The sequence below is a fragment of the Enterococcus sp. 5H genome (genome assembly GCF_028128615.1).
GTDB lineage: Bacteria > Bacillota > Bacilli > Lactobacillales > Enterococcaceae > Enterococcus_L.
In genome coordinates, this window is the sequence record NZ_AMDP01000002.1 from 288,005 (window position 1) to 307,021 (window position 19,017).

21 protein-coding genes are annotated in these 19,017 nt (G+C 35.2%); 18 read left to right on the forward strand and 3 right to left on the reverse strand.

Features of this window, described 5'->3' with window-relative positions; translation table 11 throughout:
- Positions 1-18: 18 nt before the first annotated feature.
- Positions 19-876, reverse strand: a complete 858-nt coding sequence (locus C240_RS01555) for a pyruvate, water dikinase regulatory protein (protein ID WP_271489650.1) — start codon at positions 874-876, stop codon at positions 19-21.
- A 97-nt stretch (positions 877-973) separates the two neighbouring features.
- Between C240_RS01555 and C240_RS01560 the strand changes: the two genes are divergently transcribed.
- The 14 genes from C240_RS01560 (at position 974) to C240_RS01625 (ending at position 13,694) form a co-directional block, all read left to right on the forward strand.
- On the forward strand, positions 974-1,402 hold the full coding sequence (locus C240_RS01560) for a Fur family transcriptional regulator (RefSeq protein WP_271489651.1): 429 nt from the start codon (positions 974-976) through the stop codon (positions 1,400-1,402).
- A 208-nt stretch (positions 1,403-1,610) separates the two neighbouring features.
- A complete protein-coding gene (rpsU, locus tag C240_RS01565) occupies positions 1,611-1,787 on the forward strand; it encodes a 30S ribosomal protein S21 (RefSeq protein WP_002356740.1) in 177 nt (58 codons plus the stop codon).
- A 25-nt stretch (positions 1,788-1,812) separates the two neighbouring features.
- Positions 1,813-2,262: a GatB/YqeY domain-containing protein gene (locus C240_RS01570; protein WP_271490129.1), complete on the forward strand. Its 450-nt coding sequence runs from the start codon at positions 1,813-1,815 to the stop codon at positions 2,260-2,262.
- A gap of 135 nt (positions 2,263-2,397) precedes the next feature.
- The gene (locus C240_RS01575) at positions 2,398-3,372 is read left to right on the forward strand and encodes a PhoH family protein (protein ID WP_271490132.1); all 975 of its coding nucleotides are present in this window, start codon (positions 2,398-2,400) and stop codon (positions 3,370-3,372) included.
- A 26-nt stretch (positions 3,373-3,398) separates the two neighbouring features.
- Positions 3,399-5,597, forward strand: a complete 2,199-nt coding sequence (locus C240_RS01580) for an HD family phosphohydrolase (protein ID WP_271490135.1) — start codon at positions 3,399-3,401, stop codon at positions 5,595-5,597.
- Positions 5,597-6,073: an rRNA maturation RNase YbeY gene (ybeY, locus tag C240_RS01585; protein ID WP_271490138.1), complete on the forward strand. Its 477-nt coding sequence runs from the start codon at positions 5,597-5,599 to the stop codon at positions 6,071-6,073. Before C240_RS01580 ends, ybeY begins: the two co-directional genes overlap by 1 nt.
- The gene (locus C240_RS01590) at positions 6,057-6,458 is read left to right on the forward strand and encodes a diacylglycerol kinase (protein ID WP_271490726.1); all 402 of its coding nucleotides are present in this window, start codon (positions 6,057-6,059) and stop codon (positions 6,456-6,458) included. Before ybeY ends, C240_RS01590 begins: the two co-directional genes overlap by 17 nt.
- Positions 6,459-6,470: 12 nt before the next feature.
- Positions 6,471-7,376 carry a GTPase Era gene (gene era, locus C240_RS01595; protein WP_271490141.1) on the forward strand — a complete coding sequence of 302 codons (906 nt, stop codon included), beginning with the start codon at positions 6,471-6,473 and terminating at the stop codon, positions 7,374-7,376.
- Between the two features lie 98 nt (positions 7,377-7,474).
- Positions 7,475-8,290, forward strand: coding sequence for a DNA repair protein RecO (gene recO, locus C240_RS01600; protein WP_271490144.1), 816 nt, complete (start codon positions 7,475-7,477; stop codon positions 8,288-8,290).
- A 553-nt stretch (positions 8,291-8,843) separates the two neighbouring features.
- Positions 8,844-9,086 (forward strand): hypothetical protein, encoded by a 243-nt coding sequence (locus C240_RS01605; protein WP_271490147.1) that lies wholly within the window; start codon positions 8,844-8,846, stop codon positions 9,084-9,086.
- Between the two features lie 17 nt (positions 9,087-9,103).
- A complete protein-coding gene (gene glyQ, locus C240_RS01610; RefSeq protein ID WP_271490150.1) occupies positions 9,104-10,012 on the forward strand; it encodes a glycine--tRNA ligase subunit alpha in 909 nt (302 codons plus the stop codon).
- Position 10,013: 1 nt separating this feature from the next.
- Positions 10,014-12,095, forward strand: coding sequence for a glycine--tRNA ligase subunit beta (gene glyS / locus C240_RS01615; protein ID WP_271490153.1), 2,082 nt, complete (start codon positions 10,014-10,016; stop codon positions 12,093-12,095).
- A gap of 166 nt (positions 12,096-12,261) precedes the next feature.
- Positions 12,262-13,059 (forward strand): tryptophan-rich sensory protein, encoded by a 798-nt coding sequence (locus C240_RS01620; RefSeq protein ID WP_271490156.1) that lies wholly within the window; start codon positions 12,262-12,264, stop codon positions 13,057-13,059.
- A gap of 62 nt (positions 13,060-13,121) precedes the next feature.
- A complete protein-coding gene (locus C240_RS01625) occupies positions 13,122-13,694 on the forward strand; it encodes a TetR/AcrR family transcriptional regulator (RefSeq protein ID WP_271490159.1) in 573 nt (190 codons plus the stop codon).
- Positions 13,695-13,821: 127 nt separating this feature from the next.
- On the opposite strand, the gene yidC is transcribed toward C240_RS01625, so the two are convergent.
- Positions 13,822-14,751: a membrane protein insertase YidC gene (gene yidC, locus C240_RS01630; protein ID WP_271490163.1), complete on the reverse strand. Its 930-nt coding sequence runs from the start codon at positions 14,749-14,751 to the stop codon at positions 13,822-13,824.
- Positions 14,752-14,869: 118 nt separating this feature from the next.
- Positions 14,870-15,145, reverse strand: a complete 276-nt coding sequence (locus C240_RS01635; RefSeq protein ID WP_271490166.1) for an acylphosphatase — start codon at positions 15,143-15,145, stop codon at positions 14,870-14,872.
- A 116-nt stretch (positions 15,146-15,261) separates the two neighbouring features.
- Here C240_RS01635 and C240_RS01640 point away from each other — a divergent pair, with 116 nt between their 5' ends.
- From C240_RS01640 to pyrH, 4 genes are all read left to right on the forward strand, one after another.
- Positions 15,262-16,035 (forward strand): TrmH family RNA methyltransferase, encoded by a 774-nt coding sequence (locus C240_RS01640; protein WP_271490169.1) that lies wholly within the window; start codon positions 15,262-15,264, stop codon positions 16,033-16,035.
- Between the two features lie 217 nt (positions 16,036-16,252).
- Positions 16,253-17,041, forward strand: a complete 789-nt coding sequence (gene rpsB / locus C240_RS01645; protein WP_271490172.1) for a 30S ribosomal protein S2 — start codon at positions 16,253-16,255, stop codon at positions 17,039-17,041.
- A gap of 165 nt (positions 17,042-17,206) precedes the next feature.
- Positions 17,207-18,088, forward strand: coding sequence for a translation elongation factor Ts (gene tsf, locus C240_RS01650; RefSeq protein WP_271490175.1), 882 nt, complete (start codon positions 17,207-17,209; stop codon positions 18,086-18,088).
- 203 nt (positions 18,089-18,291) lie between these two features.
- Positions 18,292-19,014 (forward strand): UMP kinase, encoded by a 723-nt coding sequence (gene pyrH / locus C240_RS01655; RefSeq protein WP_271490178.1) that lies wholly within the window; start codon positions 18,292-18,294, stop codon positions 19,012-19,014.
- The last annotated feature ends 3 nt before the right edge of the window (positions 19,015-19,017 follow it).

Consider the following 19,017-nt stretch of genomic DNA (forward strand, 5'->3'; position numbering starts at 1 on the left):
TCCGCTGTTCTTTTTAATTTATGCTTCAGGAGATTCTGTTGCGTAATAACTATGATCTTCCAAATTTAAGGCATTTAAAATCATAGATGCTGTTTCTTCAATTGAGAGCGAAGCGACATTAATAACAACACAACCTAGTTTTTCATACAAATCATTAGCGAATTTCAATTCTTTTCTAATTTTTTCGATATCCGAATATGAAGTGTCTGCTGGCAGTCCGTAAGTTTTCATTCGTTCTTTTCTAATACCGTTCAATATATCAGGATCATTAGTTAGACCTACAATTTTTTTGGGATTCGTTTCCCAAAGTTGTTTTGGTAGATGAGCTTCTGGTATTAATGGTAAATTAGCGACTTTTAAATTTTTATTTGCTAAAAATAAGCTTAATGGTGTCTTAGATGTTCTAGAAACACCTAATAAAAGAACATCCGCTTCAAGGAATCCTCGAGGATCTTTACCATCATCATATTTTACTGCAAATTCCATCGCTTCAATCCGCTTGAAATAATTTTCGTTTAAATGGTGGAGAGCACCCGGTTCTCTTGTTGGGGCTACTCCAGTTAATCGCTCAATTTCTGCTACGGGAGGAGTCAAGATATCAAAATGATATAAGTCATGCTCATCAAAAAAATCATTAGCAATTTTAACTAAGCGTTCGTTAACGATTGTATGTAAAACCATCGCATTTTCCCGCTTCGCATCTTCCAATGCTTTTTTTAGTTTATCTTCTTCTTTAGCAAATGTTCGTCTAAACAAGGAAAATTCAACAGTAGGGTATTGAGCCATTGATGCAGCCGCTAATTTTGATGCAGTTTCTCCAGCTGAATCTGAAATTACAAAGATTGTTACACATTTTTTTTGTTCATCATTTGTCATATTCGTATTCCTCTCTTGCTTTTTTTATAAATTTATTATACCATACCTTCATAAATCTTATTCGTAATCATTCTGATTTAGGATTGGGGGTAACAAAATGACACAATCAACATCAAAAGTAGAACAAGCCTTAGCTTCTATGAAAGAACATGGATTAAAATATACGAAAAAAAGAGAAGCGATGATTACTTATCTTATTAAGCGAAATCGTTATATAGCAGCTAAAGAAGTCTATGAATTTATGAATCAGGAGTACAAAGGTGTAAGTTATGATACAATTTACCGTAATCTTCATGATTTTGAATCACTGGGGTTATTGGAAACAACAGATCTAAACGGCGAAAAAAAATTTCGCTTTCTCTGTTGCCAACACGTAGGTCATCATCATCATTTTATTTGTACCGTTTGCGGAAAGACGAAAGAGATTCACATGTGTCCTATGGATTTCTTTAAAGAACAACTTAGCGGTTGTGAAATTGAAGGTCATCGATTTGAGATATTTGGACGTTGCGAAGAATGTTGTTGATCTGTTTTTTTGATTAAAAACACTAATTATCGGGTGAATGTGTAAAAATTTACTCTTTTTGGTACTTTTTCATACATTTTTTGAAGACAAAGGTTGACGTTAAAATAACCATTCGATATAATATAAAAAGAACGGTATTTTATGTATGTGGATTAGATCATAAATATAAAAAACGGTTACTTTTTAAGCTCGGAGGGAGGGAATTAACATGTCAAAAACTGTCGTTCGTAAAAACGAATCTCTTGACGATGCTCTTCGTCGCTTCAAACGTTCCGTTTCAAAAGCGGGTACTTTACAGGAATCTCGTAAACGTGAATTCTACGAAAAACCAAGTGTAAAGCGTAAGAAAAAATCTGAAGCAGCTAGAAAACGTAAAAAATTCTAGTTTTCGATGAGTTGGAGCTGGTTATATGTCATTACTAACAACATTGAATGACGATATCAAAACAGCAATGAAGTCAAAAGATAAAGAAACGTTATCTGTTCTTCGTATGCTGAAATCAGCCATTCAAAATGAGCAGATTAAAGTTGGCCGTGATTTGAACGGAGAAGAAGAGTTGACAGTGTTATCTCGTGAGATGAAGCAACGCAGAGACTCTTTGTCAGAGTTTGAAAAAGCGGGACGTGATGATCTTGCTGACAAAGTTAAAATCGAAATCACAATTGTTGAAAAATATATGCCTAAACAACTTTCAGAGGAAGAAATTCGTCAGATTGTTCAAAAGGCAATTGATCAGACTGGAGCCTCTTCTCCAAAAGAATTTGGAAAAGTTATGGGTGCTGTTATGCCGGAAGTTAAAGGTAAAGCAGACGGTAATCAAGTCAATGCAATTGTAAAAGAATTACTACAAGAGAATTAACAAAAATGAAGAAACCAGCGGATTCCCGTTGGTTTTTTTGTCCAAAAATACATAGAAAAGTGACGACTTCTTTTTAAAAAAATCATAATATGGTATGATTAGACAGAATGAAAAAATAAAGGAGATGGGCAATTTTTGACAGAAAATCAGTCTATATCTTTGGAATTAAAATTGAATGATTCCGACGATGTGAGTATGCTTTTAGGAACCCATGATAAACATATAAAATTTTTAGAAGAAAATACTGCTGTAACAATCAATACACGCGGTGAGACGATTCAATTAATTGGAGCAGAGTCTGAAGTTCAGTTAGTGGCATCGATTATTCGTACATTACAAGTACTAATTCAGCGTGGTATTAAAGTCAGCACACCAGACGTTGTTTCAGCTTTAAAAATGGCAAAAACGAATGATTTAGATGCCTTTATCGCGATGTATGAAGAGGAAATACTAAAAGATCATCACGGAAGAGCAATCCGCATTAAAAATATCGGGCAAAAAAGATACGTCGATGCAGTAAAAAAACACGATATTATTTTTGGCGTTGGTCCAGCTGGTACGGGTAAAACATTTTTAGCTGTTGTGATGGCAATTGCTACCTTAAAAAAAGGTGAAGTTCAAAAAATCATTTTGACACGTCCTGCAGTTGAAGCCGGCGAAAGTCTTGGATTTTTGCCAGGTGATTTGAAAGAAAAAGTTGATCCATATCTTCGTCCAGTCTATGATGCTTTATATCAAGTTTTTGGCATGGAACATACTAATCGTTTAATGGAACGCGGCGTGATTGAGATTGCTCCGCTTGCATATATGCGAGGCCGTACTTTAGATGATGCTTTTGTTATATTAGATGAAGCACAAAATACAACAGTTGCCCAAATGAAAATGTTTTTAACTAGATTAGGCTTTAATTCGAAAATGATCGTTAATGGAGACACGAGTCAAGTTGATTTACCGAAAGGCGTTGTTAGCGGCTTGGTGCACGCGGAGAAAACACTTCAGTCAATAAATAAAATTGCCTTCGTTCATTTTGATGCAGGTGATGTTGTTCGACATCCAGTTGTAGCCGAAATCATTCGCGCATACGACAAAGAGAATCAAAACCATACTTAAACTTTCGGAAAGGAGTGAGTATTCCGTTGAAGTTTACATTACTAAAATTACGTGACAAATTGGGAAAAGCGTTTATCCCAATACTTTTACTTGTTTTTTCCATATTCCTATTCTTTATAATGTTTGGGAGTGTCTATCAAAAAAGAGTTGAGATCAAAGAAGGTCAACTTGCAGAGAAAACAATTCGTGCCACTAAAAATGTAGAAAATACCTACGAAACTGAGGCTAAGAAAAAATTAGCAGCTGAATCGATTACACCTGAATATATTTATCAGGAAGATACTGCGGAGATACAGCATAATCGCATTGAAAAGCTATTTAAATTAATTGGCACTACAAATGATAAGATTGATAAAGAATATCAAGATAAGCAAGCAAAAGCTAAAAAAGATGAAACGGTGCCAAAACCGACTGCTGAAGAACGAGTGGCTAGTTTAAAATCACAATTTGAATCTCTGGATCAAGATGAGGTTACATTTTACCAAAAGCTGCCTAATGTTTTTTATCAAAATATTTTTTCTTTAGACACCGATCAATTACAGAGTGTGAAAACTGAAGCACTAAAGATAATTGATGATAAAATGAAAGATCATGTTCGTGAAGCGGATTTAGATAATATTCGACAAACCGCGATTGAGAAAATCCAATTCCTCGATGTGACTAGCACAATGCAACAAATGATTCGTTATCTGGTAAATGAAGGTATCGTGCCAAATGATTTTGCCAATGATAAGAAAACCAAGGAATTACGTCAAAACGCAATGGATGCTGTTGCGCCAGCAATGATTTATCAAGGCGAAATTATTGTTCGTGAGGGAACTCAAATCGATTCAAAAGCAATGGAAAAATTAGAACTTTTAGGGATGACTAATCAAAATACATCCATTTTTCCAATGGTAGCTTTAGGATTGGCGATTGTATTTCAAATATTGGTTCTGCTCTTTTTTACAAAACAAGTGACAGAAGAAGGAAAACGCCGTTATTTCATTTTATTTTATGTTATGGCAATGTCATTAAGTGTAATCTTGATGAAGTTTTTCCAAATTTTCCAAACAGAGCAAATGACTTATATTTCACTGTTTTTCCCAGCAGCTTTTACTCCGCTGGTGTTAAATTACTTTGTAAGCCGTCGAGCGGGTGTATTGGCTGCTGTTTTTCAAGTTATCTTTTCGTTGTTTGTGTTTTATCATTCAATTGGGACAAATTCGTTAACGATTATCTTGATTAGCTATACGATTTCTGGCTTGTTTGCTACCGTGGTTAAACGAACGCGAATTAGCGAGCAAGGAATGATTGCAGTTTTTTGGGTAATTATTTTTCCAGTCTGTATGGACTTTATCTTAATGATTTATCAAGGCATGAGCCTATTGGATAGTAAATCATGGACGATGATGATTTGTTCATTAGCAGGAACAGTTTTATCTTTTTTAGCTACGATGGGTTTACATCCGTACATTGAATTGCTGGTTACAGATGATAGTGTGATTGTCTTAAATGAATTAAGTAATCCAAATCATCCGTTATTGAAAAAATTACTTGAAGAAGCACCGGGGACCTATCATCATAGTATGATGGTTGCAAGTCTTAGTGCAAATGCAGTAGCTGAAATCGGCGGACGTTCTCTGTTAACTAGAGTTGCTTGTTATTATCATGATATAGGTAAAATTAAACATGCCAATTTCTTCGTAGAAAATTTACCAGCAGGTGCAGAGAATCCGCATAACTTTTTATTGCCGGAAGATAGTAAACAGATTATCTTTGGACATGTAATTGATGGTGCTGTTATTTTAGAAGACTATCATATGCCGGAAATGGTTATTGATATTTGTCGTCAACATCATGGTACGACATTAATGAAATTTTTCTATATAAAAGCGAAGGAACGAAATCCTGAGATTTCCGAAGCTGATTTTCGTTATCCTGGACCAAAACCGCAAACACGAGAAGCTGGAATTGTCAGTATTGCAGATACTTGTGAAGCAGCAGTCAGAGCTATGGATCATCCAACGAATGAAAAAATTAAAGATTTTGTTCATAATGTGGTTCAAGATCGAATTTCTGATGGACAATTAGATGAATGCGGCTTGACTATGAAAGAAATTCGTATTGTTGAAAAATCACTCGTAAATGGATTATGTAGTACTTTCCATTCAAGAATTAAATATCCAAAAATGAAATCAGAAGCGGAAAAAATGAAAGACGAACAAGAAAAGAGAGATGACTAGTGGATATTACGTTCATTGATGAAACAACTAAAATATCAGAGGCAAACTTAAAAGAAGTAGAAGAACTATTACAATTCGCAGCGGATTTTCTGAAAATTTCTGAGGATACGGAAATGTCAGTAACATTTATGGACAATGCTGGTATCCAAGTAATTAACAGAGATTATCGCGGTAAAGATGTACCTACAGATGTGATTAGTTTTGCTTTGGAAGAAGAAGGCGAAGATGAATTACCGATTATTTTTGAAGATGAAGAAGAAGTATTTCCTAGAAATTTAGGTGACATCATGATTTCGATTGAGCGAACAGAAGAGCAAGCTTTAGAATATGGTCATTCTTTTGAACGTGAACTTGGATTTTTAGCAGTACATGGTTTTTTACATTTAAATGGGTATGATCATATAGAAACTGAGGATGAGAAGGAAATGTTTGGTTTACAGAAAGAGATTTTAGATGCCTATGGACTCAAAAGATAAGCAAACAGGAAAGAATAAACATTTCATAGCTTCATTGGAATTTGCTTTACAAGGGATTAAAACGGCTTTTAAAGAAGAACGAAACATGCGGACACATGTTTTAGCGGGAATTGCTGCTATAGTAGCAGGATTTGTTTTCCGTTTATCTTTATCAGAATGGCTGTGGCTGTTGTTAGTGATTTTTCTCGTTTTAGTGATGGAAATGGTGAATACTGTCTTTGAGAACGTCGTTGATATGTTTACAGACTTTCATTTCCATCCCATCGGTAAAAAAATCAAAGATATGGCTGCAGGAGCGGTACTTTTAACAACAGGCTTTGCTGTGATTGTGGGAGTACTGTTATTCGGGCCAAAAATCTGGCAAATACTAATAGATTTATTATAGAGGAGAAAAACTATGACTGAAGAAGCGCATAAATCCGGTTTTGTAGCTATTGTGGGACGACCAAATGTTGGGAAATCTACTTTGCTAAATCGAATTGTCGGACAAAAAATTGCAATAATGAGCGATAAAGCTCAAACAACACGAAATAAGATTCAAGGTATCTATACTGTGCCGGAAGCGCAGATTGTTTTTATTGATACTCCAGGGATTCATAAGCCAAAACATCGTTTGGGTGATTTCATGGTTGAAACGGCGTACAGTGCATTACGTGAAGTTGATGCCACACTATTTATGGTCAGTGCTGACCAAAAAAGAGGAAAAGGTGATGACTTTATCATCGAGCGGCTTAAATCGATGAATAGTCCTGTTTATTTGGTTATAAATAAAATAGATACCGTTCATCCTGATGAATTGTTAGGAATTATTGAAGATTATGCAAATCAAATGACCTTTGCTGAAGTTGTGCCGATTTCAGCTACTGAAGGAAATAATGTTGAGCGGCTAATGGATATTTTGGTCGACCAAATGCCGGAAGGACCGCAATATTTTCCAGACGATCAAATAACTGACCATCCTGAATATTTTATTGTGTCTGAGTTGGTTCGTGAAAAAGTCTTATTGCTTACTCGTGACGAAATCCCGCATTCAGTTGCAGTAGTTGTCGATTCGATGAAACGTGACGAGAATGATAAGGTGCATATTCAAGCGACTATCATTGTTGAACGAGATAGCCAGAAAGGGATTATTATTGGAAAAGGCGGTAAAATGCTGAAACAGATTGGAACAAAAGCGAGACAAGATATTGAACACTTGCTAGATGACAAAGTTTATTTAGAACTTTGGGTTAAAGTACAGAAAGACTGGCGAGATAAAAAAGTTCATTTACAAGATTTTGGATACCGTAAAGACGATTATTAAAAAAATGATGGAGTCCGGGACAAACTAATTTTTAGTTTTTGTTTCGGGCTCTAAAATGCACATAGTCATAAAAATGAGAATAAATAGGGGGCATTAATATGACAGTTGGTGAAACAAAAGGAATTATTTTGTTCACGAAAGACTATAAAGAAAAAGATAAACTAGTCAAAATTTTTACTGAATCATTTGGAAAACTGATGTTTTTTGTAAAAGGTGCCCACCGTAAGAATAATCCGATTGCTCCTGCTATTTTGCCATTTACAGAAGCGGTTTTCATAGGAGATTTTAAAGAAGACGGACTTTCTTTTTTAAATGGTAGTAAGGAAGTTTATCCGTTTAGAGTGATTCAAGCAGATATTTTTGTAAATGCATACGCAACATATATTTTAAACTTAGTAGATGCTGCCATTGAAGATCGAACTTATGATCCTAATCTATATCATTTTGTGAAACAGGCATTAACGCTATTGAATGAAAATAAAGATCCAGAAATCATTACGAATATTTTTGAAATCCAACTGCTCAATCGTTTTGGAATTACCCCGTTATGGAGTCACTGTGCAGTTTGCGGCGAATCTCACGGTAAGTTTGATTATTCGTCAAAATATAGTGGGGTTCTTTGTGAAAGACACTGGCACCTTGATAATCATCGCTACCATGCTGATCCAGTCGCTATTCATTTTATTCGTTTATTTTCAGCAATATCTTATGACAAAGTACAGGACATCAGTGTAAAACCAGAAACGAAAACAGCCATTCGCCTTACTATTGATGAATTATACGAGGAATATGTTGGTATTCATTTAAAAAGCAAAAAATTCATTGATCAAATGCAAAGTTGGGAAAATACATTAAAACTTCCAAAACGAGAAACTAAAATAGATGATGAGAAAGATTCTAATTCGCAAAAATAATTTGACATCTGTTCTTTCAACCCTTATTATAAAGAGTAATTAAATACATATGTTGATGAAGAAGAGTAGGAAGCATTGCTGTTGTAGCGAGTCTGGGAAAGTGTGAGCCGGATACTAGCAACTTTTGAAAGGCGCTTTTGAGTATGGCTAAACGAAGCTGCCGACAGTTGATGTCGGAAGTAGGGTGGAACCGCGATTATTCGTCCCTATGTCTCTATGAGGCATAGGGACTTTTTATTGTGAATCACAAAGAACGAAGAGATTTGATGATGAACAATACAAGACTTGCATAAGAAAGAGTTGATCATTACTGTTTTACGAATCACAAAGAACAAAGAGATTTGATAATGAACAATACAAGGCTTGCGTAAGTAAGAGTTGATCATTACTGTTTTACGAATCACAAAGAACGAAGAGATTTGATGATGAACAATGCAAGACTTGCATAAACAAGTGTCGATCATTACTGTTTTACGAATCACAAAGAACAAAATGAGTTAATAATGGAAGCTACGCTTTAAACTTAACTCTATAGGAAAGGAAGTGGTCTAACGTGGAATTTAACGCTACTTTTTTGCCAACGGATTTTTCAGAAAATAAACTTAAAATTTTATCTCTGGTCAAACTTATCGTACAGGTAAAGGATAATAATGGAACGATAGTTGAAGAATTTCAAACAAATCCCAGTGAGAAAATCTATAAAATCAGTACACTATTGACACCAAGCATGGAAGTTGAAGTTACTGTTTTATCTGGTGAAGTCGTAGAATTTTATCCAGTTGTTACAGCACTTTAAAAATAAGGAGGATTATAATGAAAAAGAAACTTACGGTACAAGAAATGATTTTAACGTTACAGAAATTTTGGTCATCAAACGGTTGTATGCTTATGCAAGCATATGATACTGAAAAGGGTGCAGGTACAATGAGCCCGTATACGTTTTTACGTGCGATTGGACCCGAACCTTGGAATGCTGCATATGTAGAACCTTCACGTCGTCCAGCTGACGGACGCTACGGAGAAAATCCTAATCGTCTTTATCAACATCATCAATTTCAAGTGGTGATGAAACCTTCTCCTGAAAATATCCAAGAATTATATTTAGAAAGCTTAGAATTATTAGGGATCGACCCTTTAGCGCATGATATTCGTTTTGTTGAGGATAATTGGGAGAATCCTTCAATGGGGTGTGCTGGTCTTGGTTGGGAAGTGTGGCTTGACGGGATGGAAATCACTCAATTTACTTATTTTCAACAAGTAGGCGGTTTGGCCTGTCAACCAGTAACTTCAGAAATTACTTATGGGATCGAACGTTTAGCATCTTATATCCAAGAAGTTGAAAGTGTTTATGATTTAGAATGGACTGAAGGCGTAAAATACGGTGAAATTTTCAATCAGCCTGAATATGAACATTCAAAATACTCATTTGAAATCAGTAATCAAGAAATGTTATTAGAAAACTTTGACAAGTTTGAAAAAGAAGCGAAACGCTGTATTGATGAGAGTTTGGTTCATCCAGCTTATGATTATATTTTAAAATGCAGCCATACATTCAATTTACTTGATGCTCGTGGTGCAGTTTCTGTAACAGAGCGGGCCGGTTATTTAGCTCGTATTCGAAACATGGCACGTGCTGTTGCGAAAATTTTTGTAGCAGAACGTGAAAAATTAGGGTTTCCACTTTTGAATAAAGCAAATGAGACAACTAAGGAGGAAAAATAACATGGCGAAAGATCTGTTACTTGAAATTGGTTTGGAAGAAATGCCAGCGCACACTGTCAGTCCTAGTCGTGTGCAATTAGAAGAAAAAGTTATTAAGTTTTTAGATGAAAATAGCTTAACATATGAAACAGTTCAAAGTTTTTCAACTCCACGTCGTCTTGCTATACGGGTGACACAACTTCCGGAACAACAAGCAGATACTCAAGAAGAAGTAAAAGGGCCTGCTAAAAAGATTGCCCAAGATGCTGAAGGAAACTGGAGTAAAGCAGCAGAAGGTTTTGTTCGAGGACAAGGTTTAACGACGGAAGCGATTGTATTTAAAGAACTTAACGGCGTAGAATATGCCTATGTGACCAAACATAATCATGGACAAAAGACTATTGATGTTCTAATTGGATTGAAAGAAGTGATCACTAGCTTAACATTTCCAGTGACAATGCATTGGTCAAATTATAATTTTGAATATATCCGCCCCATTCATTGGGTAGTGGCTCTGTTAGCAGATGAAGTGATTCCATTTTCTATTCTTGATGTACAAACAGGTAACACATCTAGAGGACATCGATTCTTAGGTGATGCAGTTACATTTAAGCATTCAGATGATTATGAAGCTAAAATGAAAGAACAGTTTGTTATTGTTGATCCGAAAGAAAGACAACAAATGATCGTGGATCAAGCGAATCAATTAGCAAAGAAAAATCATTGGTCTCTTGATTTAGATGCTGATTTATTGGAAGAAGTCAATAATTTGGTTGAATATCCAACGGTTTTTGTCGGTGGGTTTGATGAAAAATACCTTTCAGTACCAGATGAGGTGTTAGTTACTTCTATGAAAGAACATCAACGTTATTTTGATGTGAGAAATGACCAAGGTTTATTGTTGCCTCACTTTATTTCAGTTAGAAATGGTGACAATGTTCATCTTGAAAATGTGGTAAAAGGCAATGAAAAAGTGTTGGTTGCTCGTTTAGAGGATGCAGAATTTTTTTATAACGAAGATAAAAAACTAACAATTGATGCTTGTGTCAATAAGTTGAAACAAGTAACATTTCATGAAAAAATTGGTACTATTTATGAAAAAATGCTACGTGTTGGGGTTATTAGTAAAATTATTGGTAGAGAAATAGGATTAACAGATGCTGAACTAACTGATTTAAAACGAGCTTCTGAAATTTATAAGTTTGATTTAGTAACCAATATGGTTGGAGAATTTCCTGAGTTACAAGGGATTATGGGAGAAAAATATGCGTTGCTTCAAGGAGAAAAACCTGAAGTTGCACAGGCGATTCGCGAACATTATATGCCGACATCTAGTGAAGGCGAATTGCCGCTTTCTGATATGGGCGCAGTTTTAGCGATAGCAGATAAATTAGATAGCGTATTTTCATTCTTTGCTGCTGGTATGGTTCCAAGCGGTTCAAATGATCCTTACGCGTTACGTAGACAAACATACGGTGTAATAAGGATTGTTGAAAGTAAAGGCTGGCAATTCCCACTAGTTGAATTGAAAAAAGATATTGATAGAGCTGTTAACGCAGATAGCGAAACATTTGGCATTCAATTAATGAATGGCCAAGAAGAGGTTATTGACTTTGTTAAGGCTCGTTTACGCCAGTTATTATTGACAGAAGAAGTACGTCATGACGTTATCGATGCAGTTATTTCTTCAGAGCAAAAAGATTTATCTAAGCTATTTTCATCTGCTAAAATTTTGAAGCAACATTTATCGGATGATGAATTTAAACCTTCTATTGAAGCTTTGACTCGTGTAATTAATCTTTCTAAAAAAAGCAGAGAATTACTTATTCAAGAAAGCCAAGTAGATGACTCGTTGTTTGAAAATGATGCTGAAAAAGCCCTTCATCAAGCAGTGAACCAACTTGAAGCTGAGTTTGAAAATCGAACTATGAGTGAAAATTATCAAGCATTAGTTGATTTGCGACCATTAATTGAACGTTATTTTGATGAAACAATGGTTATGGTAGATGACAAAGCTGTAAGAGCCAATCGTCTAAATGAATTAAATCGAATTGCAAAAATGGCTTTATCATTAGCTAGTCTAGATTTGTTGATTGTAAAATAATATTAAAAAAAAGAAAGATCGTAAGGTCTTTTTTTTTATAAATTCATAAATCAAAATTTTTTCATCAAAAGAAATTTCATGTTAGGATTAACTTATCGAATGATAAGTTTTTTTGTTTGCGATTTAACTATAAAATTATTCATCTAAAAAAGTAGGAGGGATCAAGATGAATCTAACAAAATCTAGAAAGTGGATGGTAACACTATTTTATTTCGTCATGATTGGGACCAATGCTGCTGCAGTTTTGCTTCCTTTGAATGGCGTGAGTACGCAAGAAGTTTCTAATACGTATGGCAATTTGTTTGCTCCGGCTGGCGTGACTTTTTCAATTTGGTCGGTTATTTATTTGCTGTTAGCTGGATTCGTAATTTATCAGTGGCAAACACCAGACAAGCAGTCTATTTTAGCAGATACATCAAGTAGTAACATGTTAAGAATTATTTTTATACTATCTTCAATTTTAAATAGTGTCTGGCTGGTTTTATGGCAGTATTTCCATATAAACCTTTCAGTGATAGTGATGCTATTTTTATTAATTTCATTAATTTATGTTAATCAGCTATTAGCCAACGCGACGTTGACTAAAAAAGATTATATCTTAGTTAGATTGCCATTTAGTATATATTTTGGTTGGATAACAATAGCAACAATTGCTAACATTACAGCTTTTTTTGTAGATAAGGATATCGCATTTTTACAAGATAATCAACCTATTTGGACGGTTATAATTTTAATCATCGGAGTAGTAATTATTAGTGTAACGATAATTAAAAATCATGATATTGCGTATGGCATAGCAACGTTATGGGCATACTTGGGTATTTTACTGGAACATCAAGCACAAGGAGGTTGGAACCATAAATATCCAATAATTATTAATACTGTGTTTGTTTCTTTAATTGTAATTGTTTGTGTTTGTTTGTATGTTTTGGCATTAGAGGTTAAAAAGAAAAACAATAAATAATGTATTTTTCTTAGTTGAATTCTGTTAAAATAGTGTGGAAATCAATGATAGGTGGCCGATCAATGGAAAGTAAGACAAAAAATACAAGAGCTAAAATTATAGAAGTTGCAACTGAATTATTTATGGCAAATGGTTATCAAAGTACCTCAACTAGGCAGATTGCGCAATTAGCAGAAGTAACTCAGCCTAATTTATACCACCATTTTAAAAATAAAGAAGAAGTCTATATCGGTGTAATTGAAAACTTATTAAGTGATGTAAACGTAGAATTAGTTAAAATTGTTGAAGATTCATCACTAGATACAATTCATAAATTGCAAAATTTTGCAGAATGTCTAAAACTAAAACATCCATTTGACTTAGAGTTAATGATGCGAGACTTTCAAACGAAACTAACGCAAAGTACTCAACAGCAGTTGTTTTCTCTCTGGAACGACTCCTATAAAAAGCCTTTATTAGCAATTTTTCAGAAAAGTGATCTTTTGATTCGTACGGATTTATCGGCTGAAGTTGCCACAACACATTTCCTTAATACATTATCACCTTATATAAAAACTGAAAAATATAATAGTCCTTTAACTATAGCTAAAGTTGTTGATCTTTTTGTATATGGTATTTCAGCGGATAAAAAATAATAAGATTTCCAGTATAAAAAAAGAGATCAACATCATTTAGTATTGTGAGCCGCCCCCAAAAAGTTAGATTTCCAGGTCTAACTTTTTGGGGGCGGCTCATTGATGTTAATCTCTTTTTTTATTACATTTATTTTCGATTTTGTTTTCCTGCATTTCTACCTGTGTTGGATGTATTTCTTGGTTTAGAAGTCTTTTGTGGTTCTTTTGCTTCTGCTGGCGTTACATCCTTACGAGGAGTAATCACTTGTTTAGGCGGATTTTTCTTTAATTCTTCCGCAACTTGCGCTCTAATTCTTGGTTTAAGTAAAATGTTTGTAATGAAAGTTTGGATACAGGTGAAGATACCACCAACCACCCAGTAGAGTGTTACACCAGCTGGAGAGCTAAACGACATGAATACAATCATCAATGGAGAAACAATTAACATTGATTTCATGGTTTTCTTTTGTTCTTCAGGAATTCCTATTGTAGAAAGATAACCTTGGATTAGATAGGCTACACCAGCTAAAGCAACAAATATCAGACTCGGTTCACCTAGATTCACGCCAAAGAAAGTAGCATCACTAATTCCTTGTGTATAACGTGCCGCAAAGAATAATGCAGAGAAAATCGGCATTTGGATAAGTAATGGCAGACAGCCAATACCGCCCATCATACTCATATTGTTTTCTTTATAAACTTGTTGTAGTTCTTGTTGCGCTTGCATTTGCTCTTCACGAGTTGTTGCTTCTTTTAATTTTGCTTGGGCAGCATCAACTTGAGGCTTGATGGCTTGCATTTTTTCAGTTTGAATCATACTTTTTTTAGACTGATTCAAGCCTAAAGGCATAATAATGATTCTCACAATAATCGTAATAAAGATAATTGCCCAGCCGTAGTTCCAGTTGAAATTATCAACAAGGTACGTAATAGCACTACTCATGGGTTTAACTAAAAAGTTGTAGATAATTCCTTCACCGGTAGGCTGTCCGTCTGAACCAGTCTTTACACAACCAGATAAAAAAAGTACTAGAGTGAATAAACCGGAAGTTAAAAGCCACTTATTTAATTTTCGCATTGTATTCTGTCCTTTTCTAAAAAATTTACACAAGATTAACTATACTTGAAAAAGCGTTTTTTTTCAATAAAAAATAGAAGAATCAGACTCAAGTAGGAGTGGGATTCTTCTTTTGTTATTAATTCGTAACTTTAAATTGTGTATATTCCTCCATCATAGGGTCTTCTTGAAGATCTACATATGTAACTCGACCTGCAGGACTAGGTGATTCCTTAACTTTTTTGATAAAGATATTAATTAAGTCATCTTCGCCAAAAGCTTCAATAGATACAGAACCATCATCTTCATTTCGAACAGTTCCAGCGACACCTAATTCATCAGCAACCATTTTAGTCATATAGCGAAAGCCAACACCTTGTACTCTGCCTTGGACATTCATACGTACTTTTCTCATTTTGACGACACCTCGCTTTTTAATTAATGATAGCGATTTTCTTAATATATAGCAAGTAAAGTAATGGCTGTTTGATTGAAAAAAACATGTTATAATGACAATTACGAGGTGAGCAAATGAAAGAAATTTTGTCAACAAAAAATGCTGCGATTAAGAAATTCAAAAAACTACATAAAAAGAAATATCGAGATGAGCGTCAGCAATATATAATAGAAGGTTTTCATCTGTTAGAAGAGGCTATTAAAGCTCAAGTCCAGGTTGAATGGATTCTATATAATCAGCGAGGTAAAATAGAATGGGGTGCATGGTTGGCTGCTCAGCCGGAAGAACAGTTGATTTTTGTTTCAGATGACGTTTTAGAATCTCTTTCAGAATTACCAACTCCTCAAGGAATATTAGCGATTGTTCAGATGCCAAACAATGAAAAAAATATAGATTTTTCCGGAAGATGGTTACTTTTAGATAATGTGCAAGATCCTGGCAATGTTGGAACGATGATTCGAACGGCTGATGCAGCTGGACTGTCAGGGATTATTTTAGGAGAAGGCTGCGCAGATATTTACAATACTAAAGTTTTGCGTGCGATGCAGGGGAGTAATTATCATTTACCAATTATTCGTCAAATTTTAAGCGATATTATTCCGAAATTTAAACAAGCCCACATACCTGTTTATGGAACGGAATTGAACCCAGAAGCAATAGCTTATTCGGACGTCACAGATGTAAAAGAGTATGCATTGATTTTGGGAAATGAAGGTCAAGGCGTAGGTAAAGAACTTTTAGAGCTGACAGACCAAAATATTTATATTCCGATTAGTGGAGATGCTGAATCTTTAAATGTCGCAATTGCAGCAGGAATTATCATGTTCCACTTTGAATTACAGCGTTGAAGCATAGCGTGTATTTTCAATGCTAAGAAAAGTTGAGAAAAAACAGTAGAATGTTATTGAAATCTATTAGATAATCATGTATACTAAACAACGGTGTGAAAACACTAAATCCACATTCAGATTTGATTTGTAAAGCGGTGCTGCTTAAATTAGTAGTTCTTTACAAAGATGAGAACTGAAGAGGGAACAAATAAAAACCAAATTGGAGGAAACAAACATGGCAGTAATTTCTATGAAACAATTACTAGAAGCCGGCGTACACTTTGGTCACCAAACTCGTCGCTGGAACCCAAAAATGAAGAAATACATCTTCACAGAAAGAAACGGAATCTACATTATTGACTTACAAAAAACAGTTAAATTAGTAGATGCTGCTTACGATTACATGAAAAATGTTGCTGAAGACGGCGGCGTTGCATTATTCGTAGGTACTAAAAAACAAGCACAAGAAGCAATCAAAGACGAAGCTATTCGTTCAGGTCAATACTTTGTAAATCACCGTTGGTTAGGTGGAACTTTAACTAACTGGGATACAATCCAAAAACGTATCAAACGTTTGAAAGACATCAACAAAATGGAAGAAGACGGTACATTCGATCTTTTACCTAAAAAAGAAGTTGTTGGCTTAAACAAACAACGTGAACGTCTTGAAAAATTCTTAGGTGGTATCGCTGATATGCCTAGAATTCCAGATGTAATGTACATCGTTGATCCTCGTAAAGAGCGTATCGCTGTTCAAGAAGCACAAAAATTAAACATTCCAATCGTTGCGATGGTTGATACTAACTGTGATCCAGATGAGATCGATGTTGTAATTCCATCAAATGATGATGCAATTCGTGCGGTTAAATTAATTACAGCTAAAATGGCTGATGCTTTCATCGAAGGAAACCAAGGTGAAGATCAAGTCGTTGAAGAAACTTTCACTGAAGAAGTAGCAGAAGCTGCAACTTCAATCGAAGAAATCGTTGATGTTGTTGAAGGCAGCAACGAATCAGCAGAATAATATAAAATAACGGAGCTGTCTCAAAGGCTGGGCGAAAAAAAGCCTGTTACCTCCTTTGAGATAGCTTTTTTTAAAACAAACTTTACAATTATCGAGCTTTTCGGGTTAGCCTATTAAAGAAGTGACTGACCAGTTCGGCTTATAAAATTAGGAGGAACATAAAAAATGGCAGATATTTCAGCAAAATTAGTTAAAGAACTACGCGACATGACTGGTGTCGGTATGATGGATGCTAAAAGAGCATTAGTCGAAGTAGAAGGAAATATGGATGCAGCTGTTGATTACCTACGCGAAAAAGGTATGGCAAAAGCAGCTAAGAAAAACGACCGTGTAGCAGCTGAAGGTTTAGCAAATGTTGCTTCAAACGGAAACTTTGCTGCAATCGTTGAAGTAAACTCAGAAACTGACTTTGTTTCTAAAAACGAAATGTTCCAAGATTTAGTTAAAAAAATTGCAACTGAAATTGCAACAAACAAACCAAAATCAATGGAAGAAGCGTTAGCACTTAAAACTGATAAAGGTACAATTGAATCAGAATTAGTTGAAGCTACAACAGTTATTGGTGAAAAAATTAGCTTCCGTCGTTTTGAATTAGTTGAAAAAGCTGACAATGCAGCATTCGGAGCATACTTACACATGGGTGGGCGTATTGCCGTATTAACTGTATTAGATGGAACTACTGACGAAGAAGTTGCAAAAGACGTTGCAATGCACGTTGCAGCAATCAACCCTCGTTATGTAAACGAATCTCAAATTCCTCAAGAAGAATTAGATCATGAAAAAGCTATTCTTTCTGAGCAAGCATTAAACGAAGGCAAACCAGCAAACATCGTTGAAAAAATGGTGATTGGTCGTTTGAACAAATTTAAAGCTGAAATTTCATTAGTGGATCAACCATTCGTTAAAGATCCTGATATGACAGTTGAAAAATATGTTGCTTCAAAAGGCGCAACAGTTAAATCATTCACTCGTTTCGAAGTAGGCGAAGGAATTGAAAAACGTGAAGATAACTTTGTTGATGAAGTTATGAGTCAAGTGAAAAAATAATTCTATTACAAATCGTAATAGTTTAGGGTGGGATGAAACTTCTTTAAGTTTTGCTCCACCCTTAAATATGAATGAACGGCGAGATGAAGGCATTTTTAAACTTTTATCCCAGCCGCTTTTTTTAGGAATTAAACAAAATGAACTGGCAGATTCTATAGAGTATGTTAAAATGTTTATAGACAAATGGTGGAGGGAATTAAAAAATGGTAAAACCTAAATATCAACGTGTTGTATTAAAGTTAAGTGGCGAAGCTTTGGCCGGAGACGAAGGGTTTGGAATTAAACCTCCTGTAATTGCAGATATTGTTCAAGAAATCAAAGAAGTCCATGAATTAGGAATTGAGATGGCGATTGTTGTTGGTGGTGGAAATATCTGGCGTGGACAAATTGGTGCTCAAATGGGTATGGAGCGCGCTCAAGCAGATTATATGGGAATGTTAGCTACCGTGATGAATGCTTTGGCGTTACAAGATACGTTAGAGAATCTTGGTGTTCCTACACGCGTGCAGACATCAATCGAAATGCGTCAAATCGCAGAACCGTATATCCGTCGTCGAGCAGAACGTCATTTGGAAAAAGGGCGTATCGTGATTTTTGCCGGTGGGACAGGTAACCCATATTTCTCAACGGATACAACTGCCGCATTACGTGCAGCAGAAGTAGATGCAGATGTTATCTTGATGGCTAAGAACAATGTAGACGGTGTATACTCTGCTGATCCTAAATTAGATGCAAATGCTGTCAAATTTGAAGAGTTGACTCATTTAGATGTCATCTCAAAAGGTTTGCAAGTGATGGATTCAACTGCTAGTTCATTAAGTATGGATAATGATATTCCATTAGTTGTCTTCAATTTAAACGAAAAAGGCAATATTCGCCGCGCATGCCTTGGTGAAAATATCGGAACAACCGTAAGGGGGAAATAAGAA